The sequence below is a fragment of the Allobosea sp. RAF48 genome (assembly GCF_052114025.1).
Lineage (GTDB): Bacteria > Pseudomonadota > Alphaproteobacteria > Rhizobiales > Beijerinckiaceae > Allobosea.
The window spans coordinates 148,386-173,552 of record NZ_JBFRDZ010000010.1 but is presented as its reverse complement, the minus strand read 5'-3'; the positions used below and the strand labels follow the sequence as shown (position 1 = coordinate 173,552).

Genomic DNA, 25,167 nt, shown 5'->3' with positions numbered 1-25,167 from the left:
CTTCGATCGTGACTATGACGGAGAGAGCGACGCCAAAATGCGCTCGGCGGCGCGCAAATGCGGCTTGTCGATCATTTGACCGTCGATTTTCACTACGCCGAGATCGGCCTGATTGCCAAATGCATCGGTGATGCGACGCGCCCAGGCGATCTCCTGCTCGCTCGGTCTGAAGGCGGCATTGACCGGCTCGACATGTCTGGGATGGATCACGCCCTTGGCCATGAAGCCGTCGCGTCGCGCTTCGCGTGCTTCCCGTTCCACCGCAGCGAGGTCATCGATCGTCACGGCGACCGTGTCCACGGCGACGACCCCGGCGGCGGCGGCACCGGCAAGGCAGAGGTTGCGCGCGAGCTGGTAGGGCGGCAGCATGCCGCCGGCATCGCGATTGGCCGTCGCGCCGAAGGAGGCGGCGAGGTCTTCCGCACCCCACATCATTCCCCATAGGCGCTCGCTGCAGCCGCGATAGCTGCCGAGCCCGAAGAGGGAAGCGGCCGTCTCGGTGACGATCGCCAGGACGAGCGTGCTCCCGGCGGCGATGCCGTTGGCGGCCTCCAGGGCGTCGAGCATATACGCAAGGCGCCGAACCTGGTCCGGCCCGTCGCATTTCGGCAAGGCGATCCCGTTCGGGCGATACGGCATCACCGCCGCGAGGTCGGTGGCGCTGAGCCCGGTCTCGAAGGCATTGATGCGCACGAACAGCTTCTGCTGGCCACGCGGCGCCTGCAGCATGGCGGCGGTCTCGCGCCGCGCGGCCTCCTTGGCGTCGGCGGCGACTGAATCCTCCAGATCGAGGATCAGCGCATCGGCGCCGCAATCACGGGCGCGCGCGAATTTGCGGGCACTGTCGCCGGGAACGAAGAGGAGGCTGCGCATCACGCCACCGCCTGCTGCCGGTGCATCATTGCCATGCGCCGGCACACCGCCACCACCTCGCCGCGCTGGTTGAGGCATTCGTGCTCGAACTCGACCAGCCCCGCCGTAGGCCGCGACCGGCTCTCGCGCTTGCCCAGAACCTTGGTCCGGGAGCGCAGCGTATCGCCCTGGAACACCGGCTTCGGAAAGCGCACGTCGCTCATGCCGAGATTGCCTATCGTCGTGCCGAGCGTTGTGTCGGACACGCTCATGCCGATCATGATCCCGAGCGTGTAGAGGCTGTTGAACAGCGGCTTTCCCCATTCCGTGCGGCTGGAGAAATCGGCGTCGATATGGAGCGGTTGCGGGTTCAAGGTCATCAGACTGAAACTGATATTGTCCTGCTCAGTGACCGTTCGCGAATAGGCATGTTCGAAGACCTGCCCGATCTCGAATTCCTCGTAGTAGAGTCCGGCCATCATCGTGCTCCTGCATTACCGTTCGCTTCGGGAATATCGGCTGTGGCGCGGAGGACTCCTGCCTTTTCCAGCCTGTCGATCTCGGCCGTGGGCAAGCCCCATTCGCCCAGGGCCGCCCGCCCGCCTTCGCCCGGCGCCCGCGCCGCGGTCGGCGTCGCCGCCGGTGTCCGGCTGAAGCGCGGGTGGGGGGCTGGCTGGAGGACGCCGTCGATCGCGACGAAACTCCCGCGCGCCTTCGCGTGATCGTGCTCCGGAGCCTCGGCGAGGCTGAGCACCGGCGCGAAGCAGGCATCCGTCCCCTCCAGCAGGGCGCACCATTCGGCGCGGCTGCGCTCCGCGAAGCGCCGGCTCAGCAGTTCGCGGGCCTCCGGCCATGACGCACGGTCGTCGACATCGGGAAAGCGCGCAGGATCGAAACCGATCCGGCGCAACAGCTCGTCCCTGAATTTCGTCTCGATCGGCGCCACGGCGATCCATGCGCCATCGGCGCAAGCGTAGGTCTCGTAGTGCGGAGCGCCGGAATCGAGGAGATTGGTTCCGCGCTCCGGTCCGTGGAGGCCGGCTGCGGCGAGGCCGAAGAGGCTCGCCATCAATGTCGTGCTGCCCTCGACCATGGCGGCATCGACGACCTGGCCCGCCCCGGACTGCCGGGCCGCGAGCAGTGCGCAAACGATGCCGAAGGCGAGCAGCATGGCGCCGCCGCCATAATCGCCGATCAGATTGAGCGGCACGGTCGGCGCCTGGCCCGCCCGCCCGATCGCGGACAGCGCGCCCGAAAGCGCGATGTAGTTGAGATCATGACCCGCGGCCTGGGCGAGCGGCCCGCTCTGGCCCCAGCCGGTCACGCGACCGTAGACGAGGCGCGGGTTGCGTTCGAGGCAAATCCCGGGACCGAGGCCCAGGCGCTCCATCGTGCCAGGCCGGAACCCTTCGATCAGCGCATCGGCTTTCGCGACGAGCGTGACCGCGCAGGCGATCCCCTCCGGCCGCTTCAGGTCGAGCGCGATCGAACGGCGCCCACGGCGCGTGACATCGAAGCGGATCGGCTTCGCGATGCCGAGGCCGCTCGGCTCCGGACGGTCTATGACGATGATATCGGCGCCGAGATCGGACAACAGCATCGCGGCCATCGGAGCGGGGCCGATGCCCGCGAACTCGACGATCTTCAGGCCGGCGAGCGGGCCCTTGCGGGTTTGCGTCATTTCGCGGCTCCCTCGACGAGGCTGCGCTCCAGCATCTCGCGATGCTGCGGCGCCGCGATCGCGATCAGGGCGCGGGCGCGCTCGGCCGCACCGCGATGGGCGAGTTCCGCTACGCCGTATTCGGTCACGATCGTATCGGCATCGGTGCGGGCGAGCGTGACGGCTCCGACGCGCGGCACGATTCGCGAGATCGCGCCCGTCCGGTCGGTCGCGCGCAGGGCGACGATCGCGCGCCCACCTTGTGAAGCGCTGGCCCCGCGCGAGAAGTCGCAGAGCCCACCTGTCCCGCCGACCGGAGCGCCATCGACCGCCTCCGCATTGATCTGGCCGGACAGGTCCACTTCGATCGCCGCATTGACGGCGATCATCCGCTTCTGCCGCGCCAGAACGGCAAAGGCATGTGTATGGGCGGCGGGGCGCAATCGGATCGCCTCATTGCAATCGAGCACGCCGAAGGCCCGGCCGGAGCCGACGACGACATTGGCGATGCCCAGCCCCGGATCGACGGTCTTGCGGGCATTGGTGAAGACGCCGCGCGCAACGAGAGCCGCCATCCGGTCGCCGAAGACGCCGGAATGGATGCCGAGCTCGCGGTGATCGGCAAGGCCGTCGAGGACGGCATCCGGAATGGCGCCGATGCCGATCTGGATGGTCGCTCCATCCGGGACCAGTGCCGCCACATGCTTCGCGATCGCGCGCTCGACCCCTCCTGCCGCGGCGGCCGACGACGAGACCGGTTCCCGGTCCGTCTCGACGACCGCGTCGATGCGGAGGTCCGACGGGACTTCCGCCCCAGCGCACCAGGGCGCCCGCGCGTTCACCTCCGCGATCACGCAACGCGCCTGACGGGCGGCGGCCAGGACATAGTCGTTGGCCAATGTCGCGCATCGGCCGCCGGGCCCCTCTGCGATCTGGATCAACACGACATCGGCACGAATGGCGCCCGATGCGAAGCCGGCCTCGAGCGCGCTGTAGTGCAGAGGCCAGACATCCAGCCGCCCGCGCCGGGCGATGCGGCTCGCCCGGCCCATGGCGCCGTAGCCCGCGAAAGGCATATCCGCCGGAACGGTATCGAAACTGTTCGACACCACCGTTCCGAGAAAGGTCTCGAACGGCCCGACGGTCCCGAAGGCGGCCGGCAGCGCCGCAGCCAATGTCTGCGGCTCGGCCGAGACCTGGCCGCACAGTACCCGGTCACCGGGTCTGATGAACGCGGCCAGATCCAGTGCGTCTGTTCCGATACTGCGCATGCCGCTCAGTAGGATTTGGGCAGGCCGAGCACCTTCTCGGCAATGAAGCAGAGCACGAGCTGCGGGCTGATCGGCGCGATGCGCGGAATCATCACCTCTCGCAGATAGCGCTCGACATGGAATTCCTTGGCATAGCCGAAGCCGCCATGGGTCATGACGGCCTGCTGGCAGGCATCGAAGCCGGCCTCGCCGGCGAGATACTTCGCGGCATTGGCACTGGCGCCGCAGGGCAGGCTGGAATCATATTCCCAGGCCGCGCGCATCACCATCAGCCAGGCCGCCTCAAGCTGCATCCAGTTGCGAGCGAGCGGATGCTGGATCGCCTGATTCTGGCCGATCGGGCGGTTGAAGACGACGCGCTCCTTCGCATAGGCCGTCGCCCGCGAGAGCGCGAGCTGGCCGAGGCCGATTGCTTCGGCCGCGATCAGCACCCGCTCGGGATTCATGCCGTGCAGGATATATTCGAAGCCCCGACCTTCCTCTCCGATGCGGTCCTCAACTGGAATCTCGAAGCCCTCGATGAAGAGCTCGTTCGAGTCGACGACCTTGCGGCCCATCTTCTCGATCTCGTGCACCTTGATCCGGTTGCGGTCGAAATCGGTGTAGAACAGGCTCAAGCCATGGGTCGGCTTCTTCACCTCCTCCAGAGGGGTGGTGCGAGCCAATAGCAGGATCTTGTCGGCGACCTGCGCGGTCGAGATCCAGACCTTCTGGCCGTCCACGACATAGCGGTCACCCTTGCGAACGGCGCGCGTCTTGAGCTGCGTCGTGTTGAGGCCGGTATTGGGCTCGGTCACGGCGAAGCAGGCCTTCTCCTTGCCTTGCACCATCGGCGGCAGCATGCGCCGCTTCTGCTCCTCGGTGCCGTTCACGAGCACTGGATTGAGGCCGAAGATGTTGATGTGCAGGCAGGAGGCGCCCGACATGCCGGCGCCGGATTCGGCGATGGCGCGCATCATGATCGCGGCTTCGGTGATGCCGAGTCCCGAACCGCCATACTCCTCGGGGATGCAGATGCCGAGCCAGCCGGCCTCTGCGAAGGCCGCATAGAAGTCCTGCGGGAAGCCGCCCTCGCGATCGCGCTTCAACCAGTAGTCGTCGCCGAAGCGCTTGCAGATCGCGGAGATCGCGTCGCGAATCGCTTCCTGGTCGTCACTCAGCCTGAAATCCATCGGGTCGTCCCTCAACTATCCGCCATGTCCGGCGTGCGTTCCGTGGCGAGCAGAGCCCGCTGCGCCGCGAGTTCGTCGATCTCGTCATCCGAAAAGCCCGCATCGCGCAGGATCGCGATGCCGTCCGCGCCCTTGTGGGGCGGCAGACGCATGATTTCCGACGGGGTCCGGGACCATGTCGTGGCGAGGCGCATCATGCGCAGGCGCCCTTCGGTCGGGTGGTCGACAGGCTGGAAGAAGCCGGTCTGCGCGAGATGCGGATCACTCAGCACGCTGTCGAAATCATGCATCGGCATCGACGGAATGTCGGCGCGCTCCAGCAGCTCCAGCCATTCGGCCGTGCTGCGCTGCGCGAAGATGCGTCCCAATTCGCCATAGACATGGTCGATATTGGCAATCCGGTTGGCGAAATTCGCGAAGCGCGGATCGCGCTGCGGCAGGTCCGCCTGGCCGATCGCCTCCAGGAAGCTCGCCCATTGCTTGTCGGTGTAGATCAGCGCGCAGACATAGCCGTCGCTGGTCCGATACGGGCGGCGCTCGGGCGAGAGCTGGCGGCCATAGCCGCCGCCGCCGATGGGCGGCTCGAAAGTCAGGCCGCCGAGATGGTCGCCGAGCACGAAGCCGACCATCGTCTCGAACATCGGGATATCGACCTGCTGGCCGAGGCCGGTCCGGTCGCGATTGACTAGCGTGGCGCAGATCGCGCCGACCGCGGCGAGGCCGACCACGCGATCAGCGATGGCGGAAGGGACATAGCGCGGCGTGCCGTCACCCGCCTTCGCGATGAGCGACGACATCACCGAGGCGCCCTGGATCAGGTCGTCATAGGCCGGCTTCGCGGCATAGGGGCCGCCCTGCCCGAAACCGAAGAGCCCGGCATAGACGAGGCGGGGATTGATGCCTGCTAGCGTCTCGTAGCCCAGCCCCAGCCGCCGCATCGCCTGCGGACGAATGTTGTAGACCAGTACGTCGGCATCGGCCGCCAGCCGGAGAAGGGCTTCCCGTCCCGCGTTCTGCTTGAGATCGAGGCAGATGCTGCGCTTGTTCCGGTTGGCGTTGAGATAGATCGCGCCCATGCCCGGGTTGCGCGAGGGAGCGATCTGCCGTGTGACGTCCCCGTCGGGCGCTTCGACCTTGATGACGTCCGCCCCCATGTCGCCCAGCATCTGGGTCGCATAGGGCCCCATCAGGACCGACGTCATGTCGATGATCTTGATGCCTTCGAGTGGACCCATGCCTCGTCCTTTCCAAGCCTCGGCGGCCTGCTCATAATTCATATACAGAGATTTATTGTTCAGAAAAGATGAAATCTATGCTGCGCCGCGGCGACGATTTGCTGCGATGCAAGACCTTCGACTGTGACCCGCAGGAAAAATTACTGCAGTGGAATCAACATGATAAATTCAAATTCGAATTTTGCCCTGCCCGGTTCTGTCGGTTGACACCCGAATTCATGACTGTGTACATATTTGCCCAGCCCATGAACGGGAGGCGCCCGTGGCCGTTGCGTTGAACTCCGAATTGCAATCGCAGAAGCCCGCGGGTTCGCTCCGCCGCTACGATCGTCTCTTCATCGGCGGCGAATGGGTCGCGCCACTCGATGGCGGCCTCGTCGAAAGCATCGACCCGGCGACGGGGTTGCCCTGGGCGGAGGTCGCATTCGGTGGACCGCGCGACATCGATCGCGCGGTCGCCGCGGCCCGCGAAGCCTTCGAGGGACCGTGGCGCCGCATGCCGGGCTGGGAGCGGGCGGCGCTGCTGCGGCGCCTGGCCGATCTCTACCGCGAGTTCGCCGGCGAGATGGCCGTGCTGGAATCACGGGATTCCGGCCGCGCCATCCGCGAGGCGCGCAGCGACGTCGGCGCGCATCACCACTGGTATCAGTGGTTCGCGTCGCTGGCCGACAAGATTTCCGGCCGGACCATCCCGATCGACGATTCGGTGCATTGTTTCACCACACGCGTGCCGGTCGGCGTGGTCGGCGCGATCACGCCCTGGAACGCGCCGATGCTGACGACGACCTGGAAGGTCGCGCCGGCACTCGCGGCCGGTTGCGCCGTCGTGCTGAAGCCGGCCGAGCAAACGCCAGTCACGGCACTGGAGCTCGCCAGGCTGATCGAGAAGGCCGGCTTCCCGCCCGGCGTTTTCAACGTCGTTCCGGGCAACGGCCATGATGCCGGCGCCCATCTCGTCGCCCATCCGGGCGTCGACAAGATCGCCTTCACCGGCGAGGGGCGCACGGCCAAGACGATCCTGCGCAATGGTGCCGAGAATCTGAAGCGCTTCTCCTTCGAGCTCGGCGGTAAGGCACCGCACATCATCTTCGCCGACGCCGATGTCGACCAGGCCGTCAATGCCGCGACCTCGTCGGCCTGGGCCGTCTGCGGCCAGAGCTGCGCCCTGGGCTCGCGCGTCCTGGTGGAGCGGCCGATCTACGACCGCGTCGTCGCGGCCTTCGCCGAGCGTGCCACGAAGGTCCGCGTCGGCATGCCGCTCGAGGAAGCCACGCATATGGGGCCGCAGGCCCATGCCGAACAGCTCGACAAGACGCTCTCCTATATCGACATCGGCAAGTCCGAGGGCGCGGAACTGGTCGCCGGCGGCAACCGTCTGTCGGACGGCCCGCTCGCCAAGGGCTTCTTCGTCGCCCCGACGGTCTTCGCCAATGTCGCCAACAACATGCGTATCGCCCGCGAGGAGATCTTCGGCCCGGTCGCCGCGCTGATCCCGTTCTCCGGCGAGGAGGAGGCGGTCGCGATCGCCAACGACACGGCCTACGGGCTGACCGCCGGCCTCTGGACCCGCGATGTCGGGAGGGCGCATCGCGTCTCCGCGCGCATTCAGGCCGGCATCGTCTGGGTGAACACCTACCGCTACATCCGCTGGTCGACGCCTTACGGCGGCTTCAAGAGCAGTGGCTGGGGACGCGAGAACGGGCTCGAAGCGCTCGACAACTTCCTGGAAACGCGGACCACGGTCGTCAGCACGACCGGCCAGTTCCCGGACGCCTACGCACAATAGAACAGCCGGAGAAAACGACCATGCGTCTTGCGGACAAGCTTGCCGTCATCACCGCGGCGGCGTCGGGAATGGGAAAGGCCGGAGTCGAGCTTTTCCTGCGCGAAGGTGCGAAGGTCGTCGCGATCGACGTCAACGCCGAGGCGCTCGCGCAACTTGCTGCCGAAGCGAAGGCAAGAGGGCAGAATGTCGAGACGCTGCAGGCGGACCTCTCCCGGCAGGAGGTGATGCGCTCCTCCGTCCATGAGGCGGCGGCACGCCTCGGCGGTATCGACGTCATGTGGGCGCATGCCGGCATTCCCGGTCCCGCCGGCATCGAGGATCTCGATCTCGGGGCCTATGACCGAGCGATGGCGCTGAACGTCGATTCGGCAGCGCTCGCAGCCGGCGAGGTCATCAAGCACATGCGCAACCGCGGGGGCGGTTCGCTGATCTTCACAGCGTCGGTCTCGGGGCTCGTCGGCTCGATGTTCAGCCCGGTCTACTCGGCTGCCAAGTTCGCCGTCGTCGGATTGACCAAGTCGTTGTCACAGACATTCGCGCCCGACAAGGTGCGCGTGAACGTGATCTGCCCGGGCCTCACCGACACGCCGATGGCGTTCAATTTCACCAGCCGTTCGGGCGATCCGGCCGAAGCCGCCGCGAACGAGAAGAAGCTGCTCGCAGCCGTGCCGCTCGGCCGGCTCTGCCGCCCGGACGAAATCGCCCATGCCGCGCTCTGGCTGGCATCCGACGACGCGTCCTTCGTCACCGGCGTCGCCCTGCCGGTCGACGGCGGCTTCACGGCCCGCTGAACGTCAAAGGGGAAAGCATGCGCTTCTTCTGCATCGAGGAGTTCGGCGCTCCGCTCGCCGCAGCCGAGAAGCCGCAGCCGGTTCCGACCGGCCGCGAGGTCGTGATGCGAGTCAAGGCTGCGGGCGTCTGCCACAGCGATATCCATCTCTGGGAAGGCGGCTACGATCTCGGAGCCGGACGCAAGCTCTCGCTCCGGGACCGCGGTGTGGCGCTGCCGATCACCATGGGGCATGAGACGGTCGGCGAGGTCGTTGCGCTCGGGCCGGAGGCCGAAGGCGTCGCCCTGGGCGAACGATGCCTCGCCTATCCCTGGATCGGCTGCGGCCAGTGCCAGACCTGCCGGGACGGTTTCGAGAACTACTGCGCCAAGGCCGGCTATCTCGGTGTCCACCGCGACGGCGGCTATGCCGAATACCTGCGCGTGCCGGATGCCCGTTACCTCCTGCCGATCGGTGATCTCGACCCGGCGCAGGTGGCTCCCCTCGCTTGCTCCGGCGTCACCACCTACAGCGCCCTCAGGAAGCTCGGCGACCAGATCGAGCGTCAGCCCGTCCTGGTGATCGGCGCCGGCGGCCTCGGGCTGATGTGCATCCAAATCCTGCGCGCCCTCGGCGGCGTCGGCGCCGTTCTCGTCGACCTCGACCCGGCCAAGCGCCGATCGGCCCTGGAAGCGGGCGCCATCGCGGCGATCGACGGCGCGGCGCCCGATRCACTGGCGCAGATCGCCGAGGCCGTCGGGGGTCCCGCCCAGTCGGTGGTCGATCTCGTCGGAAACGAAAAATCGGCAGCCCTGGGCTTCGACGCCCTCGCCAAGGGCGGGACGTTGGTGATCGTCGGGCTGTTCGGAGGCACGGCGCCATGGTCGCTGCCGCTCATTCCGATGAAGGCGGCCCGCATCCAGGGCAGCCTGGTCGGCAATCTCGCCGAGTTGCGGGAGCTCCTCGCGCTGGCCCGCGCCGGCAAGATCGCGCCGATCCCGGTGACGCGGCTGCCGCTCGAAAGCGCCAACGATGCCCTGGTCGGTCTTCGCGAGGGCCGCTTTGTCGGCCGCGCGGTGCTGTGCCCATGAGCTGACAACCAGAACGGCAACGGGCGAAGGAACCCGTCGCCGCATTCATGAGGGAGGGAAGGCAACCATGACGAAATCCGGAATCGACCGCAGGCAGACGCTGCTAATGGGGGCGGCGATAGCCATGCCGGCCATCATCCCCTCCCGCGGCAGCGCCGCGACGGAAGCGCTGAAGATCGGCGTCCTGGTGCCCACCACCGGCGTCCACGCCTCGGACGGCATCCGCATGCTCAAGGCGCATCAACTCGCCGCCAAGATGATCAACGACGCGGGCGGCCTCAAATCGCTCGGAGGCGCCAAGGTCGAGCTGCTGGTCACCGACATCCAGTCGAAGCCTGAGGTCTCGCGCGCCGAGGCGGAGAGATTGATCAGCCGCGAACGGGTGAGCGCGCTGACCGGCGCCTGGGCCTCGGCCACGACCATTCCTGCGGCACAGATCGCCGACCGCAACCGCACCCCCTTCATGATCACCAGCGCGGTCAACGACGCCTTGACCGAGCAGGGCATGAAATATGTCTTCCGGACGGCGGTGAAGGCGAAGTGGTTCGGCGGGTATATCGCCGATTTCCTCGACTATCAGAAGTCGAAGGGGATCTCGGTCGGCAAGATCGCGCTCGCCACCGAGGACGGTCCGGCCGGCCAGGCGGTGCGCAGCAACTACACCTCGGTCATGCCTGGGCGCGGCTATCCGATCCTGACGGACGAGACCTTCCGCACCGGCACGCCCGATTTCAGCACCATCGCCACCAAGCTGCGCACCAGCGGAGCCGAAGGGCTCCTGACCTGCGCCTATGCCGAGGATTCGACGGTGCTGCTGCGCGCCCTGGCCGCCCAGAGCTTCCGGCCGCTCTATGTCGGCTTCGGCGGCGCGCATGTGAACCAGACGGTGCTCGCCGCCGGCAAGCCGAGCGACCGGAGCTTCGGCGTCGTCGAATGGTCCCCCGACCTGAACAGGCCGGCGAGCCTGGCCTTCGTGAAGGCCTTCGCGGAAGCCCATCCGGGCGAAACCCCGCTCAGCAACCAGGCCCAGGCCTTCGTCGCGACCTATGCGCTGGCGCTCGCCGCCGACGCCGCCAAATCGACCGATCGCAACGCGATCCGCGAGGCTTTGACCACGTTGAAGATCACGGACGGGCCCGCCGCGGTGCTGCCCGCCCCCGTGCTCTCCTTCGACGAGCAAGGGCAATCGCCCGCGACCTGCGTCATCGTTCAGGCCATCGACGGCAAGTTCGTCACCGTCTGGCCGGAAGCCGTCGCCGTCCGCCCGCCGGCGCCCGTCCAGGGCTGACCGGCCGACCCGTCACGATCCGCCGTGCCTTCGCCGCGAGGCAGAGGCGCGGTGCGCGAGGAGCCGCATGTCGACGACCATCTTTCTCCAGGCCATGCTCAGCGGGCTCACCAACGGAGCGATCTACGCGCTCGTCGCCGTGGGATTGACGCTGGTCTTCGGCGTCATGCGCATCGTCAACTTCGCCCATGGCGAGTTCCTGATGCTCGCGATGTATGGCGGCTACCTCGCCTTCACCTTCCTGGGAGTCGACCCGATCCTGGCCGTCTTCCTGGTCGCGCCCGTGCTGATGCTGATGGGCTATCTGCTCTTCGGCGGCCTGATCCGCCCGGCGCTGAAGGTGCCGGAGATCAACCAGATGGCGGTCACGCTCGGCCTGTCGCTGTTGTTGCAGTATCTCGCGCTCGTCGTCTTCAAGGCCGACAACCTGCTGGTGACGCAAGAGCGTTCCACCGCGAGCATCTGGCTCGGTCCGGTGCTGATCCAGATGCCGCAGGCGATCGCCGCTCTCGCCTCGATCATCCTGCTCGGGCTTTTCTACGTCGTCCTGCGCAAGACCGATCTCGGCCTGATCATGCGCGTCGTCTCGCAGTCGCGCGACGGCGCGGCGCTCTCCGGCATCGATATCGGCGGCACCTATCGCTGGGCGATGGCGATCGGCCTCGGCACGCTCGGAATCGCCGGGCCGCTGATGGTCTCGGCGCTCTACGTCAACCCGCATGTAGGCCAGCTCTTCACCCTGAAGGCCTTCGTCATCGTCATTGTCGGCGGCATGGGCTCCTTCGGCGGCGTGCTGATCGGGGCGCTGCTGGTCGGCATCGCCGAGAGCATCGCTGCGTCCTGGCTGACCGCCTCGGTCGCCGCTGCCGTGCCCTTTGCGCTGCTGATCCTGGTCATGCTGCTGCGGCCGGAAGGCCTCGTCCCGGCGGGAGGGTCGCGCTGATGCTCCGCCGTTTCCTTCCCGCGCTGATACCGACGCTGCTCGCGATCGCCGGCTTCGGCTTCAGCCTCACCGACCCGTACTTCATGGAAATCTTCATCATGGTCGGGTTGATCGGCACCGTGGCCGTCGCCTGGAACCTGATGGCGGGTTTCACTGGCCTGGTCTCGCTCGGCCATTCGCTGTTCTTCGGCATCGGCGCCTACACCGTCGCCTACGGCCAGGTCGGCTTCGGGCTCGGCCCACTCGCGACCTGGCCGATCGCGGTCCTGCTGGCTGTCGCGAGCGCGCTCTTCATCGGGCTGCTCTGCTTCCGCTATGGGCTGCGCGGCTATTTCTTCTCGATCGCCACGCTCGCCTTCAGCGAGGTGGCATTCCTGCTCGTCTCGTCCGCGCTCTGGCTTGGCCGGTCCGACGGCATGATGCTGCCTTCCTCCTCCGAGACGCTGCGCTACCTGCAGTTCGACCAGAAATGGCCCTATGGCCTGATCATCGTCGCCTTCCTCGCCCTGACGCTTATCCTCTCCCAGGCGTTCCTGACGGCCCGGCCAGGGTATTACTGGCGCGCCCTGCGCGACAATGAGGGGGCGGCTGAAGCGCTCGGTGTGCCGGCGATGCGCTACAAGCTGGTGGTCTTCGCGCTCAGCGCCGCGCTGACCGCGCTCGGCGGCGCGATCTTCGCCAACACCTTCGCCCTCGTCGATCCGCGCTCGACGCTCGGCGTCGAGCTCTCGATCCAGCTGCTGGTCTTCGGCATCATCGGCGGCCTCGGCCTGCTCTGGGGGCCTCTGCTCGGCGCCGCGCTGCTGATCCCGGCCGGCGAGCTGCTGCGGACCTATCTCGGCTCCAGCTTCCACGGCGTCAACATCGTCGCCTATGCGCTGCTGATGATCGTGCTGGCGCTGGTGCTGCCGCAAGGGCTCGGCGGCGTGCTGAGCGCGCGCCTCCGGCGGATCCTTCCGGGGAAGCGGAACGCGGCCGGGAGGGCCCTCGCCATGGAGGCGGCACCGTGAGCCAGCAGCAGCCACTGCTCGCCGTCGCAGGGCTCGGCAAGTCGTTCGGTGGGCTAAAGGCCGTCTCCGATGTCGGCTTCACGGTGATGCCCGGCGAGATCTTCGGCATCATCGGGCCGAACGGCGCCGGCAAGACGACCCTGTTCAATTGCCTGTCGGGGCTGCTGCCACTGTCTGCCGGCACGGTGCTTCTCGACGGGCGCCGCATCGACGGCCTGCGCCCGCACGAGATCTGCCGGCTCGGCCTGGCCCGGACGTTCCAGATCGTGCGCCCCTTCCACGGCATGAGCGTGCTGGAGAACGTCAAGGTCGCGGCCTTCGCCCGTCACCATGCGTCCGCCGCCGCCGAGCAGCATGCCCGGCTGGCATTGGGGCGGGTCGGCATGTCGCATCTCGCCGATCTCGACGCCGAGCGGCTCAGCGTCGCGGAGATGCGCCGCCTCGAGATCGCGCGCGCCATCGCGACGGAGCCGCGCCTGCTGCTGCTCGACGAGATGCTGGCCGGCCTGACCGCGACGGAGGCAGCCTCACTCTGCGAACAGATCCGGCGGATCAACGCGGAAGGGGTCACCATCATGATGGTCGAGCATTCCGTGCCGATCATCAGTGAACTCTGCGGAAACGCCATCGTGCTCAATTTCGGCGAGATGCTGGCAATAGGCGCAACCCGCGCGGTGCTGGCCGATGCCCAGGTGCAGGAAGCCTATCTCGGGAGTGCCGTCTCGTGAGCYGCCTCGTCCTGCAAGGCGTTGCCACCGGATACGGCAAGGCCAATGTCATCCGCGGCATCGACCTGACCATCGAAAGCGGCCGGCGCGTCGCGCTGATCGGCTCCAACGGCGCGGGTAAAAGCACGATCGTCAAGGCGATCAACGGTCTGCTGCCCACGCGCATCGGCACAATCGCCTGGGACGGAACCACGCTCGGCGCGATGAAGGCCTCCGACAGGACGCGCGCCGGGATCGGCACGGTGCCGGAGGGGCGGATGCTCTTCCCCGAATGCACGGTGAAGGAGAACCTCGTCGCAGCCAGCACCTTCGGAAGCGCGAAGGAGCATCGCGAGCAGGGGCTTGAGCGGGTCTACGGGCTGTTCCCGCGCCTGCGTGAGCGCGCCGGCCAGCGCACCGGCACACTCTCCGGCGGAGAGCAGCAGATGGTCGCGATCGGCCGGGCGCTTATGACGCGCCCGCGCCTGCTCGTCCTCGACGAACCCTCGATCGGCCTCGCCCCCAAGGTCGTCGCTGAAATCTTCGAGGTCCTGAGCACGCTCACCCGGGAGGGGCTCAGCCTGCTTCTGGTCGAGCAGAACGTCCAGCTCAGCTTGCGCTCTGTCGACGAAGGCTATGTCCTGCGCCAGGGCGAGATCGTCTTGCGCGGAGAAGCGGCTCAGCTGCTGGCCGACCCCCAGGTTCGCGCGGCCTATCTGGGACAATGACGCCATGAACATCGCAGCCCTCCTCCGCCGCGCCGCCAAATTGACCCCCGGCCGCATCGCCGTCTACGAGGGCACGGCGCCGGTCTGGAGCTATGCGGAATGGGCTGCGCTGGCGGCGCGGCTCGCAGGGGGGCTCGTCGAAAGCCACGGCCTCCGGCCCGGTGACCGCGTCGCGCTGGTGATGCGCAACTGCCCCGACTATCTCGCGCTGCTCTTCGCCTGCTGGCGCGCCGGGCTGATCTGCGTGCCGGTGAACGCGAAGCTCCACGCCAGGGAGGTCGCTCATATCCTCGACGACTCCGGCGCGGCCCTCGTCTTCTCCACCGCGGATCTGGCCGGCACGGTCTCGGAGGCGCTGGGCTTCATGCGGGAGCGCCTGCCCCCGGTCGTCGCCATTGGCAGCCGGGATCATCGCACTCTCGCTCAATCGGAGGAAGCTGCTGAACGCGATGTCATCGCCGGCGATCCAGCCTGGCTGTTCTACACCAGCGGCACGACGGGCCGTTCGAAGGGGGCGGTGCTCTCCCACCGCAACCTGTTAGCGATGACGCTGGGCTACCTGGCAGAGGTCGACACGGTTTCGCCCGGGGATTGCATCCTGCACCCGGCGCCGCTCTCGCATGGCTCGGGTCTCTATGCCTTGCCGCATGTCGCCGGCATGGCTGCCCAGGTCGTGCCCGAGAGCGGCCGGTTCGACCCGGCCGAGCTCGCCTCGCTGCTGCGCAGCCATCGAGGCTGCGCCTTCTTCGCCGCGCCGACGATCGTTACCCGCCTGATGAATGCCGGCGTGATTGGCGATGCCGAACGCGCAGGCCTGAAGACGATCATCTATGGCGGAGGTCCGATGTATGTGGAGGACAGCCGGCGTGCGCTCGAGGTATTCGGCCAACGCCTCGTCCAGATCTACGGTCAGGGCGAAAGCCCGATGACGATCACGGTGCTGCCGCGCGGCCTTCACAAGGATACGGGCGACGGTCTGCTCGATCACCGGCTCGGGTCCGTCGGCTATGCGCAGGCCATCGTCTCCCTGCGGGTCGCCGGCAGTGACGGCGCGTCCTTGCCCGCCGGCGAGGTCGGGGAAGTTCTGGTCCGCGGCGACAGCGTCATGAGCGGATACTGGAACAATCCGGAGGCGACCGCGGCGGCGCTGCACGACGGCTGGCTTCATACCGGAGATCTCGGTTCGCTCGACGAGCATGGCCTGCTGACGCTGAAGGACCGTTCCAAGGATGTGATCATCTCCGGCGGCGTGAACATCTATCCGCGCGAGGTCGAGGAGGTGCTGCTCCTGCACCCGGCCGTCGCGGAAGTCGCGGTCTTCGGGCGCAGACACCCGGATTGGGGCGAGGAAGTCGTCGCGGCGCTCAGCCTGCATGAAGGCGCTTCCGTCGTCACCGCAGAGCTGGACGCCCTGTGCGAGGCTCACATCGCTCGCTTCAAGAAGCCCAAGCAATACCGGTTCTTCGAGGCCCTGCCGAAGAACTCCTACGGCAAGATCCTGAAGACGGAGCTGCGCCGACAGGCCGGTTGAAGCCACCCACCTCAAGAGCGCGGCCGCAACGCGCCCCCATTCGAGACGGAGGACAACACATGAACAGGACCCTGATGGCGGCATGCCTTGCCGTGACGGCGCTCGGCGTGCTGAGCGCCTCCGTCCAGGCGGAGACCCGCAAGCTGCGCGTGGCGGATTCCTTCCCTGCGGGTCATTACCTTGTGAAGCTGATCATCCAGCCCTGGATGGCGGAGGTCACCAAGCGCACGAACGGCGGCGTCACTTTCGACTATTTCCCGAGCCAGCAGATCGGCAAGGCGGCTGACATGTTGAAGCTGACGCAATCGGGCGTGGTCGATATCGGCTATGTCGCGCCGGCCTATGTGTCGGACAAGATGGTGGCTTCCGAGGTCGCGATGCTGCCGGGCGGCTTCACCACGGCTTGCGAGGGCACGAAGGCCTATCTGGAAACGGCGCGCAACGGGCTCGTGGCGGCCGAGGACTACACGCCCAACAAGATCAAGCTGCTGCTCGCCGTCGCGCTGCCGCCTTATCAGATTCTGACGGTGAAGGCGCCTGTGGCATCCGATGCGGACCTGAAGGGACTGAAGCTACGCACGACAGGCGGCGCGCAGGACCTGACCCTGCGCAGCATCGGTGCGACGCCGGTGCGCATGGCCGCGCCCGACACCTACGAGTCGCTCTCGCGCGGCACGCTCGACGGCGTGCTGTTCCCGCTCGACAGCGTGATCTCCTACAATGTCGACAAGCTGGTGAAGCACTCCACCGAAGGCGAGAATTTCGGCAGCTTCATCGTCGCTTATTCGATCAGCGACGCCGCCTGGAGCAAGCTTGCCCCCGAGACGCAGAAGGCCATGGCCGAGGCGGCTGAGGTCGTTAACAAGAGCGCCTGCGCCGAGGTCGATCGCCAGGACGACGAGACCCGGCAGAAGCTGAAGACATCCGGCGTCACTTTCGCTCCTCTGCCGGCAGCGATGCATGCCAGCATAGCAGGCAAGCTCAGCGCGGTCGGTGACGAATGGGCCAAGGGCCTCGACGGGCGCGGCAAGAAGGGCAGCGAGGTGCTGAAGGAGTTCCGGGCTCTGCTGAAGAAGCAGGCTGGCGGCTGAGCTGCCGCAAATGGCGCGGGAGCTCAGCCCGCGTCGCCTGCCTCTGCCGAAAGGAACTCAGATGAAGTCGGTCCTGCGTGCGTTGTCCGTGGTCGAGAATGCTCTCGGCTGGCTGTCGGCTGCCGCGATGTTCGTGATCATGTTGATCGTCTTCTGCGACGTCATCATGCGCTACTTCTTCCACAGCCCGCTGTCCTGGGCCTATGACCTGATCTCGCTCTATCTCGTCGCCGCCGTGTTCTTTCTCTCGCTGTCGGCCGCCTATACCGAGGGAGCGCATGTCAATGTCGATATCCTGCAGCAGACGTTTCCGCCCAGCACGATCCGGCTGACGGAACTCGTCACCGCGGCGATCGGCGCACTCGTCTTCGCGCTCATCACCTATTTCGGTGCGCTGAGGACGATCGATGCCTATGCCTCCCGCGACGTGCTGTCAGGTGCCATTCCCTGGCCGACATGGCCGTCGCTCGCGCTGGTGCCGCTCGGTTGCGGGCTCATGACGGTGCGGCTTGCAGTCCAGTTCATCGCCCAGTTGCTCAGTCTCGCCACGGGCCGGGATTTCGTGCCGGTCAGGATCGGGCATGGCGAGGGAGAACATTTCGAATGATCGTCGCCATCGGACTGGGCGTGCTGTTCTTCCTGCTCGCCATCGGCACACCTGTCGGCTTCGCCATGATCGCATCGGGCGTCCTTGGCCTGTGGCTGGTGGGCGGCATGTCGATGCTCTCGGGCATCCTCGAGACTGCGCCGCTCTCGACCGTCGGAGCCTATGAGCTCATCACCATCCCGATGTTCCTGCTGATGGCCGAGCTCGTGCTCCTCAGCGGCGTCGCCGACGATCTCTTCCGCGCGACGGCAGCGTGGATGGGGCGGGTGCGGGGTGGTTTGGCCATGGCGACGGCGCTGGCCGGCGCCGGCTTCGGCGCCATCTGCGGCACGAGCACCGCCTCGGCTGCGACGCTTTCGGCGACGAGCCTGCCGGCCATGCTCAAGCAGGGCTACGAGCCGGCGATGGCCGGCGGCGTCGTCGCGATCTCCGGCACCCTCGCAATGCTGATCCCGCCCAGTGTCGCGCTCGTCATCTTCGGCCTGCTTGCCGAGGTTAATATCGGCGCGCTGCTGATCGGCGGCATCATTCCCGGCATTCTCGTCATGCTCACGATCATGGCGACGGTCTACGTACTGGTGCTGCTCGACCCCTCCCGCGCCCCGCCGGCAAAACCCGTCCCGTGGCGCGAGAAGATCGCCTGGCTCAGGGTTGTCGGCCCTATGGTCGTCCTGTTCGGAGCAGTGACCGGCGTCATCTATACCGGTATCGCCACGCCAACAGAGGCTTCGGCGCTCGGCGCCGCCGGCGCGCTCGCCATTGCGGCCTGGTACGGCAAGGTCACGCTACCGGCGCTGGTGCGCGTCTTGCGCCGCTCCGCCAACGGCACCTGCATGATCGTGATGATCCTGCTCGGCGCCCAGATCTTCGGCTATTTCTTCACGCTGACCCAGGTCACACAGACGCTCGTCGGCTGGGTGGGCGCGCTCGAGGTCTCGCGCTGGCTGATCATCGCGCTCATCCTGTGCGGCTACATCATCCTCGGCATGTTCATGGACCAGATCGCGATCCTGGTCCTGACCGTGCCGATCGTGCTGCCGCTGATCAAGGTGCTCGGCTTCGACCCCCTCTGGTTCGGCATCATCAAGATCGTCACCGCGGAAGTCGGGATGATCACGCCACCGATCGGGCTCAACTGTTTCGTCGTTGCGCGCTATTCGGGGCGGCCGGTGCAGGAGATCTTCCGCGGTTCGCTGCCGCACTTCATCGCCCACATCGTCGTCATCGCGGTTCTGGTCGCGTGGCCGGAGATCATCCTCTGGCTGCCGCGCAAGATGATGGCCGGCTGACGGCCCTTCTCTCACGCATTTCAGCAGTTCAACGTGGCGCAAAATGACCGAAGCGGTTCGCTCCCGGGACGACCCTCAGGGGATCGTCACCCTGCCTCTGAACAGGCCAAGCTCCGTAATCCGATCTCGGATGAGGATATGGTCGCAGCGCTGCTTGCCGCGTGGGATAGGCTCCAAGCCGATGCGGCTGCCCGCGTCGCGATCCTGACCGGAGCCGGCACGGCATCCTCCTGCGGCAGCAATCTGAAGAAGATGGGCAGCGGCAGCGGCCTCAACGATCGGCTGCTGGTGCGAACGCGGGGCAATTATCGCAGCGGAATCCAGAACCTGCCCTGACGCTCGAAGCGCTCGAAATCCCGATCATCGCGGCGGTCAACGGGGCGGCGATCGGCGGGCTGCGACCTGACATTGATGTGCGACCTTCGCATCGCCTCCGAGAATGCGAGCTTCGGTGAGAATTTCGTCAAGCTTGGCCTGATTCCGGGAGATGGCGGAGCCTGGTTTCTGCCGCGTGTTGTGGGCAGAAGGCCGAGGCTCCGATGCTGCCGACAGGGTTTTTAAAAGGCCACTTTCGGAAGCGATGCCGATCGAGCAGTTCGCATTCCAATGTCGCGAAGAAGCCCTCGCACATGGCGTTGTCATAGGCGTGGCCGACGGAGCCGGTCGATGGCCGCACGCCGGCGTCCTTGCAGCGGGTGACGCTGTGCCGTTGCGGCAGGTCGGGGCACAAGTCATTCTGAGATGGGACGCATGCCGCTATCAAATTTCACGCGAAGTGACACAATTCGCCTCGCACCTTCGCCACCGAATAGGCCTTCGGAGTAACCCGTGAAAAATCCCTACGAGGTTCTCGGTGTTGCCTCGACGGCTTCACCCGCCGAGATCCAAAGCGCCTATCGCAAGCTGGCGAAAAAGCTGCACCCTGACCTCAACCCCGGCGACAAGACCGCCGAGGACAAATTCAAGGAGGTGGCGGTCGCCTATGATCTGCTGAGCGATGCCGACAAGCGCCGGCGTTTCGACGCAGGCGATATCGACGCCTCTGGCGCCGAACGGCCGCAGCACCACTACTATCGGGATTTTGCGACCTCGTCTCAGGGAGACCCCTATGCCGATGCCTCCGGCTTTGCGGACTTCATGGATCAGGACGATGCCTTCGCCGAGCTTCTCCGGCGCAGCCAGAGGGCGCGGGCGAACCGGCGTGGGCAGGATCTGCACTACCATCTGGTGATCGACTTTGCCGATTCGATCACCGGCGGAACCAAGCGACTCGATCTGCCGGATGGCAGCACGATTGACGTGAAAATCCCGCCGGGCCTCGTCGATGGCCAGACGCTCCGGCTGAAGGGCAAGGGCGCACCCGGCGCAGGCAAGGGCGGGGCAGGGGATGCGCTGATCGAGGTCGAGGTCCGGCCGGATCGCCGCTTCACCCGCGAGGGTGACGACATCACATTCGAGCTGCCAGTCTCGCTCACGGAGGCGGTTCTCGGCGGACAGGTCAGGGTGCCAACGCCGACGGGCGACGTCACGATGTCTGTGCCGAAGGGATCGAATGCTGGGACCAGGCTGCGATTGCGCGGCAGGGGAGCCCCGAAGCGCGGTGGTGGCCAGGGCGATCAGTTCGTCAAGCTGAAGGTGGTGCTGCCGAAGACTGTGGATCCGGAGCTCGAAGCCTTCGTGTCGAGCTGGAAGGGCAAGGACTACGATCCGCGCGAGGGCGGCGTGTCATGAGGATGACCAAGCAGGAGTTCCTGATCTCGTCGGGGCTGCAGGCGCAGGTGCTGGAGTTCTGGCTGGAGCAGCGCTGGCTGGTCCCGGAGGAGGCGGACGGCGAGATGCATTTCCACGATATCGACATCGCGCGCGCCCGTCTCATTCGGCAGCTCAAGGACGATATCGGCGCCAACGACGAGGGCATCGATGTGATCTTGAATCTCATGGACCAGGTCCACGGGCTGCGGCGCGTCCTCGCCGAACTACGGGAGGGAATGAAGGAGCGCCAGGGTTGAAGCACGCCACTGGCGAAACGCATGGAACCCGTCCGAGCCGCCGGTGGTTACGGCTGGAGCCGCGGGCGGCATGACCGCCGGCACGGCGTTCGAGCGTGGCCACGCTTCAAACCAGGAGGAGTTCAGGATGACGGACGAGATCAGGGAGAACATGGAACTCATCGGCGCCGACGGCGTCCATGTCGGAACGGTCGATCGTGTCGAGGGAGGGCGCATCAAGCTCAAGAAAAGCGATGCTTACGGCCGTCATGAGGGCCACCATCACTATATTGAGCTCGGCTTCGTCGCCGGTGTCCAAGGCAACAAGGTGCGCCTTTCCGCCAATGCGGATATCGCCGTGAAGCTTGAGGAGGAGGGATCGGGAAAGCCGGTCGATCTGTGAAGAAACCAGCGACTTCACATCCTGCATGACGCCGGGCCACCAATTCCTTCGGGTTATTTTTGTGGCCGCCGTATCGCATCATCAGCAGCATCAAGTCCGGGCGACCGGCTTGATTTGAATGAAGGTTATCGAGTTGGTCGTCGACTAAATCAGGCGTTCTTTCCATAATTTCGCAGCCCGTCGTGGCGTTGCTGACGTAACCGCCGCGCCAGTGGCTTACGGATTTGGGGTCGAGGTTTTCCGGACGCGCCATGGCGTGAGATCTTCGACAGCGCTTTGTGGTGGCCGTTGATGATGGCTCCCGCGGATCGGCGGCTCTCTCCGGGCAAGCCGGGAAATGGATGGTGGATGAACCAGGGTGCAGCCAGCTATCCCCTGTCGCGGACGGGCGGGCGACGAAAGATCGGCTCGGTATTTCACATTCATGGAGCGGGGCCGACGAGCCAAGTTGTCGTCGAGTCGGCGGCTTCCCTTATGGCCGCCGCCGTGCAGCCCATCCGCTGGATTGGCTAATCGAGTTGATAGCAAACAGGTCCGCTTCCGGCCCGAGGCGGCTTTTGCGGCCCCTCTCTGGTAACCAGTCGGCCGTGCGCCAGATGCGGAACTTGGCACACTGCCGGTAAGCGCGCGTTCAATCAGCTCTTAATTCGGTGTGCAGCGCGCAGATCGCGTCGGGGCCGATGCCGCAGCATCCGCCAATGATACCGGCGCCGCGGCGCCGCCAGTCCCGCCCGAAGTCGCGATAGCGCAGCGGCCCGACATCGTCGCGCAGATCGCTCAGGCCCTCGTTGGCCGCGGCATCTCCGGTCTTTTCGGGGAAGGCATTGGCATAGACGCCGATCGGAAGCTCGGCGTCGCCGAGCACGGAGCGGGCGACGTCGACGGCCGGGCCCATGACCTCCGGCAGGCTGCAGTTGAAGAGCACGGCGGCGGCACCAGCGTCTCGGACGGCGGCGACGGCTTCCGCGACGAATTCGCCGGAGCGCAGCATGGGCAGGCCGCCGGCCGCGCCCTCGTCCTGCAGCGTAAAGGACGCCCAGATCGGCTTGCCGGTGGGGCGCACGGCGGCGCAGGCCGCCAGCGCCTCGGCGATGCAGCTTTGCGTCTCGGCGAGGAAGTGATCGACGGAGGGGAGAAGCGCCTCGATCAGCACCGCCAGCAGGGAGGGCGCCCGCGCCGGATCGAACAGATCGGGGCGGTAGGAGCCGAACAGCGGCGGCAGCGAGCCGGCGACAGCGATGCCGCGGCCACTGCGCAGCCTCTCCTCATCGGCAGCGCGACGGGCCAGTTCGCCGGACAGCGCGGCGAGACGCGCGCCGTCCTGAGCGAAGCGCTCCTCGCCGATATGGAAGGGCACGACCGCGTAGCTGTTGGTGGTAATGACCGTGGCGCCTGCCTCGATGAAGGCGCGATGCGCCGCGACGACCGTTTCCGGCGCTTCCATGAGCGCCAGCGCTGACCATTCCGGCTGCCGGAACGGGGCGCCCATGCGCTTCAGCTCGCGGCCCATGCCGCCATCGAGGAGGATCATTCTCTCGTTCATGCCGGATCGCGTGTCCTCTTTGCGGCTTCTGAACCTAAGTCGTCCACTGAGACCAGACTGCGGTATCCTTCGAGATCGGCGGCGAGACTGGGATCGATATGGGCGCGCACGGCGCGCTCCGCCTCGTCGGGCGTGCCGCGCATCACGCCCTCGAACAGGGCGCGATGATCGGCTTCCAGCGGAAAACGCGCGGGCCAATGCATCTCCGACCAGCGGTAGAGCCATTCCATCTTAGTGGAGAGGGCAGCGTATCGCTTGATCAGATGGCGGTGGCCGGTCGCCTCAACGATCGCTCGGTGAAAGCCGAGATCGGCCGCGACGCGGTCGTCGATCGAACTCGCTTCCGCCGGCGCCAGCTTCGCGAAGGCGGCGGCCAGCAGCTCTTTGGGCCGCGTCTCGCCCCGGTCGGCCAGGATGCGCGCCGCCAGCCCCTCCATCGCTTCCCGCAGGGTGTAGATTTCCCAGATCACCTGGTCGTTGAGGCTGGCGACGCGCCAGTTCGAATAGGGCGCGCGGACCACGAGTTCGTCGGCCTCCAGCGCAAACAGGGCGGTCCGCACCGTGCCGCGCCCGACCCCGAGGCGGCCTGCCAGCGCGATCTCGGTCAGCACCTCGTCCGGCAGCAGCCGGCCGTGGACGATGTCATCGCGCAGGCGGCGCATCGCCATATCGGCGAGGCTGAGCCGCTCGATCGGCTGCTGGTCGTCGGTCAGGGGCACTGGCCGCTCCTCACACGCCGCTGCGATGCATGCCGACGAAGCGGCGGCAGCGCTCCGACTGCGGATCGAGGAAGACCTGCTCGGGCGGGCCCTGTTCCTCGACGCGCCCGTCCTGAAGGTAGATGGCGTGGTTGGAGACCTCGCGCGCAAAGGTCATCTCATGGGTCACGATCAGCATCGTGCGGCCCTCTTCCGCCAAGGCCCGGATGACGCGCAGCACTTCGCCGACCAGTTCCGGGTCGAGGGCCGAGGTCGGCTCGTCGAAGAGCAGCGCGCGGGGCCGCATCGCCAAAGCGCGGGCGATGGCGACGCGTTGCTGCTGGCCGCCGGAGAGATGGGCCGGCCAGGCGTCGAACTTGTCGGAGAGCCCGACCTTGGCGAGCATCGCCTCAGCCTCCTCGCGGCATTCGGCGCGCGGCCGCCCCTGGACGTGGAGCGGGACCTCCATGACGTTCTGCAGCGCCGTCATATGCGGCCAGAGATTGAAGCTCTGGAAGACGAAGCCGAGCTGGCCGCGCAGCCGGCGCACGGTCTGCCGCTCGGCCCGCGAGAAGCGATGGCCGGCATTCCTCATGCGGATCTGCGCATCGCCGACGCTGACCTCGCCCCGATCCGGGATTTCGAGCAGCGGGATGCAGCGCAGCAGCGTGCTCTTGCCCGAGCCGCTCGCGCCGATGATGGCGATCACGTCGCCGTCGCGGGCGGCGAGGTCGACCCCGCGCAGCACCTCCTGCCCGCCAAAGCTCTTTCGGATGTCGGTCAGCCTGACCGTGATCGGCTTCATGCCACGCTCCGGGCGCCGGTCGGCCGGCGATAGGGGGAGAGGTGCTGCTCGAGCCAATCGACCGCCCGGGCGATCACCGTCACCAAGACGAGATAGATCACCGCCGCGCACAGGAAGATCTCGATGGCGCGGTAGGTTTCGGAGACTTCCGCGCGCGCGATGCCGGTGATCTCCATCAGCGTCACGACGCTGGCGAGCGAGGTCGCCTTGACCATGCTGGTGATCTCCGCGCCATAGGCCGGCAGCGCCTGGCGGAAAGCGAGGGGGAGCACAATCCGGCGCAGCATGGTCAGGCGCGTCATGCCGGAGACGCGCGCGGCCTCGATCGCACCCGTGGAAACGGCGCGAAGGCCGCCGCGCAGGATCTCGGAGGTATAGGCGGCGTCGTTCAGCATCAGCGCGAGGACGGCGCAGACATACGGCTCGCGCAGCAGCGGCCAGAGCGGCGAGTGACGCACCGCCGGAAACTGGGCGAGACCGTAATAGATCAGGAAGATCTGGATCAGCAGCGGCGTGCCGCGGAAGATGTAGACGTAGAAGTCGGCGATCCGCGCGCCGATCCAGGAGGAGGCGCGCAAGCCCGACAGCCCCAGCGCGATGAAGCCGCCGCCGAGAAGCGCCAGCACTGCCAGGAGCAGCGTCAGCGGCAGCCCGGCGAGCAGCTTGGGAAAGATCTGGGCGATGAATGCGATATCCATC

The 25,167-nt window shown here is 66.7% G+C and carries 27 protein-coding genes and 1 pseudogene; 17 read left to right on the top strand and 11 right to left on the bottom strand.

From position 1 onward, the window contains the following. Nucleotides 1-12: 12 nt before the first annotated feature. Genes AB4Z10_RS19055 through AB4Z10_RS19030 form a run of 6 tightly spaced genes read right to left on the bottom strand, consistent with a single transcriptional unit; the run spans nt 13 to nt 6,190 of the window. On the bottom strand, nt 13-873 hold the full coding sequence (locus AB4Z10_RS19055; protein ID WP_441471956.1) for an HpcH/HpaI aldolase/citrate lyase family protein: 861 nt from the start codon (nt 871-873) through the stop codon (nt 13-15). Next, a complete protein-coding gene (locus AB4Z10_RS19050) occupies nt 873-1,331 on the bottom strand; it encodes a MaoC family dehydratase (protein ID WP_441471955.1) in 459 nt (152 codons plus the stop codon). The genes AB4Z10_RS19055 and AB4Z10_RS19050 overlap by 1 nt, the downstream gene beginning before the upstream one ends. Further along, a complete protein-coding gene (locus AB4Z10_RS19045) occupies nt 1,331-2,533 on the bottom strand; it encodes a CaiB/BaiF CoA transferase family protein (protein WP_441471954.1) in 1,203 nt (400 codons plus the stop codon). Before AB4Z10_RS19045 ends, AB4Z10_RS19050 begins: the two co-directional genes overlap by 1 nt. Beyond that, entirely contained in the window at nt 2,530-3,783 is a 1,254-nt protein-coding gene (locus tag AB4Z10_RS19040; RefSeq protein ID WP_441471953.1) for an acetyl-CoA hydrolase/transferase family protein, read from the bottom strand. The genes AB4Z10_RS19045 and AB4Z10_RS19040 overlap by 4 nt, the downstream gene beginning before the upstream one ends. Before the next feature lie 5 nt (nt 3,784-3,788). Further along, nucleotides 3,789-4,955, bottom strand: a complete 1,167-nt coding sequence (locus AB4Z10_RS19035) for an acyl-CoA dehydrogenase family protein (RefSeq protein WP_441471952.1) — start codon at nt 4,953-4,955, stop codon at nt 3,789-3,791. Nucleotides 4,956-4,966: 11 nt separating this feature from the next. Then, on the bottom strand, nt 4,967-6,190 hold the full coding sequence (locus AB4Z10_RS19030) for a CaiB/BaiF CoA transferase family protein (protein WP_441471951.1): 1,224 nt from the start codon (nt 6,188-6,190) through the stop codon (nt 4,967-4,969). A gap of 262 nt (nt 6,191-6,452) precedes the next feature. On the opposite strand from AB4Z10_RS19030, the gene AB4Z10_RS19025 reads away from it, so the two are divergent. The 14 genes from AB4Z10_RS19025 to AB4Z10_RS18960 all read left to right on the top strand — a co-directional run bounded on the left by AB4Z10_RS19025 (nt 6,453) and on the right by AB4Z10_RS18960 (nt 19,592). Continuing rightward, entirely contained in the window at nt 6,453-7,976 is a 1,524-nt protein-coding gene (locus AB4Z10_RS19025; protein ID WP_441471950.1) for an aldehyde dehydrogenase, read from the top strand. A gap of 20 nt (nt 7,977-7,996) precedes the next feature. After that, complete coding sequence (locus tag AB4Z10_RS19020; protein WP_441471949.1) at nt 7,997-8,767, top strand: SDR family NAD(P)-dependent oxidoreductase; 771 nt, start codon at nt 7,997-7,999, stop codon at nt 8,765-8,767. 17 nt (nt 8,768-8,784) lie between these two features. Then, the gene (locus AB4Z10_RS19015; protein ID WP_441471948.1) at nt 8,785-9,837 is read left to right on the top strand and encodes an alcohol dehydrogenase; all 1,053 of its coding nucleotides are present in this window, start codon (nt 8,785-8,787) and stop codon (nt 9,835-9,837) included. Nucleotides 9,838-9,904: 67 nt separating this feature from the next. Then, nucleotides 9,905-11,125 carry an ABC transporter substrate-binding protein gene (locus AB4Z10_RS19010; RefSeq protein ID WP_441471947.1) on the top strand — a complete coding sequence of 407 codons (1,221 nt, stop codon included), beginning with the start codon at nt 9,905-9,907 and terminating at the stop codon, nt 11,123-11,125. Nucleotides 11,126-11,192: 67 nt separating this feature from the next. Continuing rightward, nucleotides 11,193-12,068, top strand: coding sequence for a branched-chain amino acid ABC transporter permease (locus AB4Z10_RS19005; RefSeq protein ID WP_441471946.1), 876 nt, complete (start codon nt 11,193-11,195; stop codon nt 12,066-12,068). Continuing rightward, nucleotides 12,068-13,078, top strand: a complete 1,011-nt coding sequence (locus AB4Z10_RS19000; protein WP_441471945.1) for a branched-chain amino acid ABC transporter permease — start codon at nt 12,068-12,070, stop codon at nt 13,076-13,078. Before AB4Z10_RS19005 ends, AB4Z10_RS19000 begins: the two co-directional genes overlap by 1 nt. Then, entirely contained in the window at nt 13,075-13,806 is a 732-nt protein-coding gene (locus AB4Z10_RS18995; protein WP_441471944.1) for an ABC transporter ATP-binding protein, read from the top strand. The genes AB4Z10_RS19000 and AB4Z10_RS18995 overlap by 4 nt, the downstream gene beginning before the upstream one ends. Then, nucleotides 13,803-14,513: an ABC transporter ATP-binding protein gene (locus tag AB4Z10_RS18990; RefSeq protein WP_441471943.1), complete on the top strand. Its 711-nt coding sequence runs from the start codon at nt 13,803-13,805 to the stop codon at nt 14,511-14,513. The genes AB4Z10_RS18995 and AB4Z10_RS18990 overlap by 4 nt, the downstream gene beginning before the upstream one ends. A 4-nt stretch (nt 14,514-14,517) precedes the next feature. Next, nucleotides 14,518-16,044: an AMP-binding protein gene (locus tag AB4Z10_RS18985; protein WP_441471942.1), complete on the top strand. Its 1,527-nt coding sequence runs from the start codon at nt 14,518-14,520 to the stop codon at nt 16,042-16,044. Nucleotides 16,045-16,103: 59 nt separating this feature from the next. Then, nucleotides 16,104-17,135, top strand: a complete 1,032-nt coding sequence (locus AB4Z10_RS18980; protein ID WP_441471941.1) for a TRAP transporter substrate-binding protein — start codon at nt 16,104-16,106, stop codon at nt 17,133-17,135. A gap of 61 nt (nt 17,136-17,196) precedes the next feature. Beyond that, complete coding sequence (locus AB4Z10_RS18975) at nt 17,197-17,742, top strand: TRAP transporter small permease (RefSeq protein ID WP_441471940.1); 546 nt, start codon at nt 17,197-17,199, stop codon at nt 17,740-17,742. After that, a complete protein-coding gene (locus AB4Z10_RS18970; protein ID WP_441471939.1) occupies nt 17,739-19,031 on the top strand; it encodes a TRAP transporter large permease in 1,293 nt (430 codons plus the stop codon). The genes AB4Z10_RS18975 and AB4Z10_RS18970 overlap by 4 nt, the downstream gene beginning before the upstream one ends. Before the next feature lie 138 nt (nt 19,032-19,169). Further along, on the top strand, nt 19,170-19,367 hold the full coding sequence (locus AB4Z10_RS18965) for a Clp protease/crotonase-like domain-containing protein (protein ID WP_441471938.1): 198 nt from the start codon (nt 19,170-19,172) through the stop codon (nt 19,365-19,367). 75 nt (nt 19,368-19,442) lie between these two features. After that, nucleotides 19,443-19,592, top strand: coding sequence for an enoyl-CoA hydratase-related protein (locus tag AB4Z10_RS18960; RefSeq protein ID WP_441471937.1), 150 nt, complete (start codon nt 19,443-19,445; stop codon nt 19,590-19,592). Between the two features lie 13 nt (nt 19,593-19,605). Here the strand turns inward: AB4Z10_RS18960 and AB4Z10_RS18955 are convergent. After that, a pseudogene (locus AB4Z10_RS18955) lies at nt 19,606-19,725 on the bottom strand (IS3-like element ISMxa1 family transposase); the annotation flags it as partial. Nucleotides 19,726-19,859: 134 nt separating this feature from the next. On the opposite strand from AB4Z10_RS18955, the gene AB4Z10_RS18950 reads away from it, so the two are divergent. The 3 genes from AB4Z10_RS18950 (at nt 19,860) to AB4Z10_RS18940 (ending at nt 21,422) form a co-directional block, all read left to right on the top strand. Beyond that, on the top strand, nt 19,860-20,762 hold the full coding sequence (locus AB4Z10_RS18950; protein WP_441471936.1) for a DnaJ C-terminal domain-containing protein: 903 nt from the start codon (nt 19,860-19,862) through the stop codon (nt 20,760-20,762). Continuing rightward, entirely contained in the window at nt 20,759-21,040 is a 282-nt protein-coding gene (locus AB4Z10_RS18945; RefSeq protein ID WP_441471935.1) for a chaperone modulator CbpM, read from the top strand. The genes AB4Z10_RS18950 and AB4Z10_RS18945 overlap by 4 nt, the downstream gene beginning before the upstream one ends. 127 nt (nt 21,041-21,167) lie before the next feature. After that, on the top strand, nt 21,168-21,422 hold the full coding sequence (locus AB4Z10_RS18940; RefSeq protein ID WP_441471972.1) for a DUF2171 domain-containing protein: 255 nt from the start codon (nt 21,168-21,170) through the stop codon (nt 21,420-21,422). Nucleotides 21,423-22,053: 631 nt separating this feature from the next. Here the strand turns inward: AB4Z10_RS18940 and AB4Z10_RS18935 are convergent. Genes AB4Z10_RS18935 through AB4Z10_RS18920 form a run of 4 tightly spaced genes read right to left on the bottom strand, consistent with a single transcriptional unit; the run spans nt 22,054 to nt 25,166 of the window. Then, nucleotides 22,054-22,965, bottom strand: a complete 912-nt coding sequence (locus tag AB4Z10_RS18935; protein WP_441471934.1) for a homocysteine S-methyltransferase family protein — start codon at nt 22,963-22,965, stop codon at nt 22,054-22,056. Beyond that, on the bottom strand, nt 22,962-23,684 hold the full coding sequence (locus AB4Z10_RS18930) for a GntR family transcriptional regulator (RefSeq protein WP_441471933.1): 723 nt from the start codon (nt 23,682-23,684) through the stop codon (nt 22,962-22,964). Before AB4Z10_RS18930 ends, AB4Z10_RS18935 begins: the two co-directional genes overlap by 4 nt. 10 nt (nt 23,685-23,694) lie before the next feature. Beyond that, the gene (locus AB4Z10_RS18925) at nt 23,695-24,468 is read right to left on the bottom strand and encodes an ABC transporter ATP-binding protein (RefSeq protein WP_441471932.1); all 774 of its coding nucleotides are present in this window, start codon (nt 24,466-24,468) and stop codon (nt 23,695-23,697) included. Next, nucleotides 24,465-25,166: an ABC transporter permease gene (locus tag AB4Z10_RS18920; RefSeq protein ID WP_441471931.1), complete on the bottom strand. Its 702-nt coding sequence runs from the start codon at nt 25,164-25,166 to the stop codon at nt 24,465-24,467. The genes AB4Z10_RS18925 and AB4Z10_RS18920 overlap by 4 nt, the downstream gene beginning before the upstream one ends. Between the last annotated feature and the right edge of the window lies 1 nt (nt 25,167).

What these genes read in the sequence shown, in the direction of transcription:
- AB4Z10_RS19055 (WP_441471956.1), bottom strand. Translation starts at nt 873, where the DNA reads ATGCGCAGCCTCCTCTTCGTTCCCGGCGACAGTGCCCGCAAATTCGCG.
- AB4Z10_RS19050 (WP_441471955.1), bottom strand. Translation starts at nt 1,331, where the DNA reads ATGGCCGGACTCTACTACGAGGAATTCGAGATCGGGCAGGTCTTCGAA.
- AB4Z10_RS19045 (WP_441471954.1), bottom strand. Translation starts at nt 2,533, where the DNA reads ATGACGCAAACCCGCAAGGGCCCGCTCGCCGGCCTGAAGATCGTCGAG.
- AB4Z10_RS19040 (WP_441471953.1), bottom strand. Translation starts at nt 3,783, where the DNA reads ATGCGCAGTATCGGAACAGACGCACTGGATCTGGCCGCGTTCATCAGA.
- AB4Z10_RS19035 (WP_441471952.1), bottom strand. Translation starts at nt 4,955, where the DNA reads ATGGATTTCAGGCTGAGTGACGACCAGGAAGCGATTCGCGACGCGATC.
- AB4Z10_RS19030 (WP_441471951.1), bottom strand. Translation starts at nt 6,190, where the DNA reads ATGGGTCCACTCGAAGGCATCAAGATCATCGACATGACGTCGGTCCTG.
- AB4Z10_RS19020 (WP_441471949.1), top strand. Translation starts at nt 7,997, where the DNA reads ATGCGTCTTGCGGACAAGCTTGCCGTCATCACCGCGGCGGCGTCGGGA.
- AB4Z10_RS19010 (WP_441471947.1), top strand. Translation starts at nt 9,905, where the DNA reads ATGACGAAATCCGGAATCGACCGCAGGCAGACGCTGCTAATGGGGGCG.
- AB4Z10_RS19005 (WP_441471946.1), top strand. Translation starts at nt 11,193, where the DNA reads ATGTCGACGACCATCTTTCTCCAGGCCATGCTCAGCGGGCTCACCAAC.
- AB4Z10_RS19000 (WP_441471945.1), top strand. Translation starts at nt 12,068, where the DNA reads ATGCTCCGCCGTTTCCTTCCCGCGCTGATACCGACGCTGCTCGCGATC.
- AB4Z10_RS18985 (WP_441471942.1), top strand. Translation starts at nt 14,518, where the DNA reads ATGAACATCGCAGCCCTCCTCCGCCGCGCCGCCAAATTGACCCCCGGC.
- AB4Z10_RS18980 (WP_441471941.1), top strand. Translation starts at nt 16,104, where the DNA reads ATGAACAGGACCCTGATGGCGGCATGCCTTGCCGTGACGGCGCTCGGC.
- AB4Z10_RS18975 (WP_441471940.1), top strand. Translation starts at nt 17,197, where the DNA reads ATGAAGTCGGTCCTGCGTGCGTTGTCCGTGGTCGAGAATGCTCTCGGC.
- AB4Z10_RS18970 (WP_441471939.1), top strand. Translation starts at nt 17,739, where the DNA reads ATGATCGTCGCCATCGGACTGGGCGTGCTGTTCTTCCTGCTCGCCATC.
- AB4Z10_RS18965 (WP_441471938.1), top strand. Translation starts at nt 19,170, where the DNA reads ATGGTCGCAGCGCTGCTTGCCGCGTGGGATAGGCTCCAAGCCGATGCG.
- AB4Z10_RS18960 (WP_441471937.1), top strand. Translation starts at nt 19,443, where the DNA reads ATGTGCGACCTTCGCATCGCCTCCGAGAATGCGAGCTTCGGTGAGAAT.
- AB4Z10_RS18945 (WP_441471935.1), top strand. Translation starts at nt 20,759, where the DNA reads ATGAGGATGACCAAGCAGGAGTTCCTGATCTCGTCGGGGCTGCAGGCG.
- AB4Z10_RS18940 (WP_441471972.1), top strand. Translation starts at nt 21,168, where the DNA reads ATGACGGACGAGATCAGGGAGAACATGGAACTCATCGGCGCCGACGGC.
- AB4Z10_RS18935 (WP_441471934.1), bottom strand. Translation starts at nt 22,965, where the DNA reads ATGAACGAGAGAATGATCCTCCTCGATGGCGGCATGGGCCGCGAGCTG.
- AB4Z10_RS18925 (WP_441471932.1), bottom strand. Translation starts at nt 24,468, where the DNA reads ATGAAGCCGATCACGGTCAGGCTGACCGACATCCGAAAGAGCTTTGGC.
- AB4Z10_RS18920 (WP_441471931.1), bottom strand. Translation starts at nt 25,166, where the DNA reads ATGGATATCGCATTCATCGCCCAGATCTTTCCCAAGCTGCTCGCCGGG.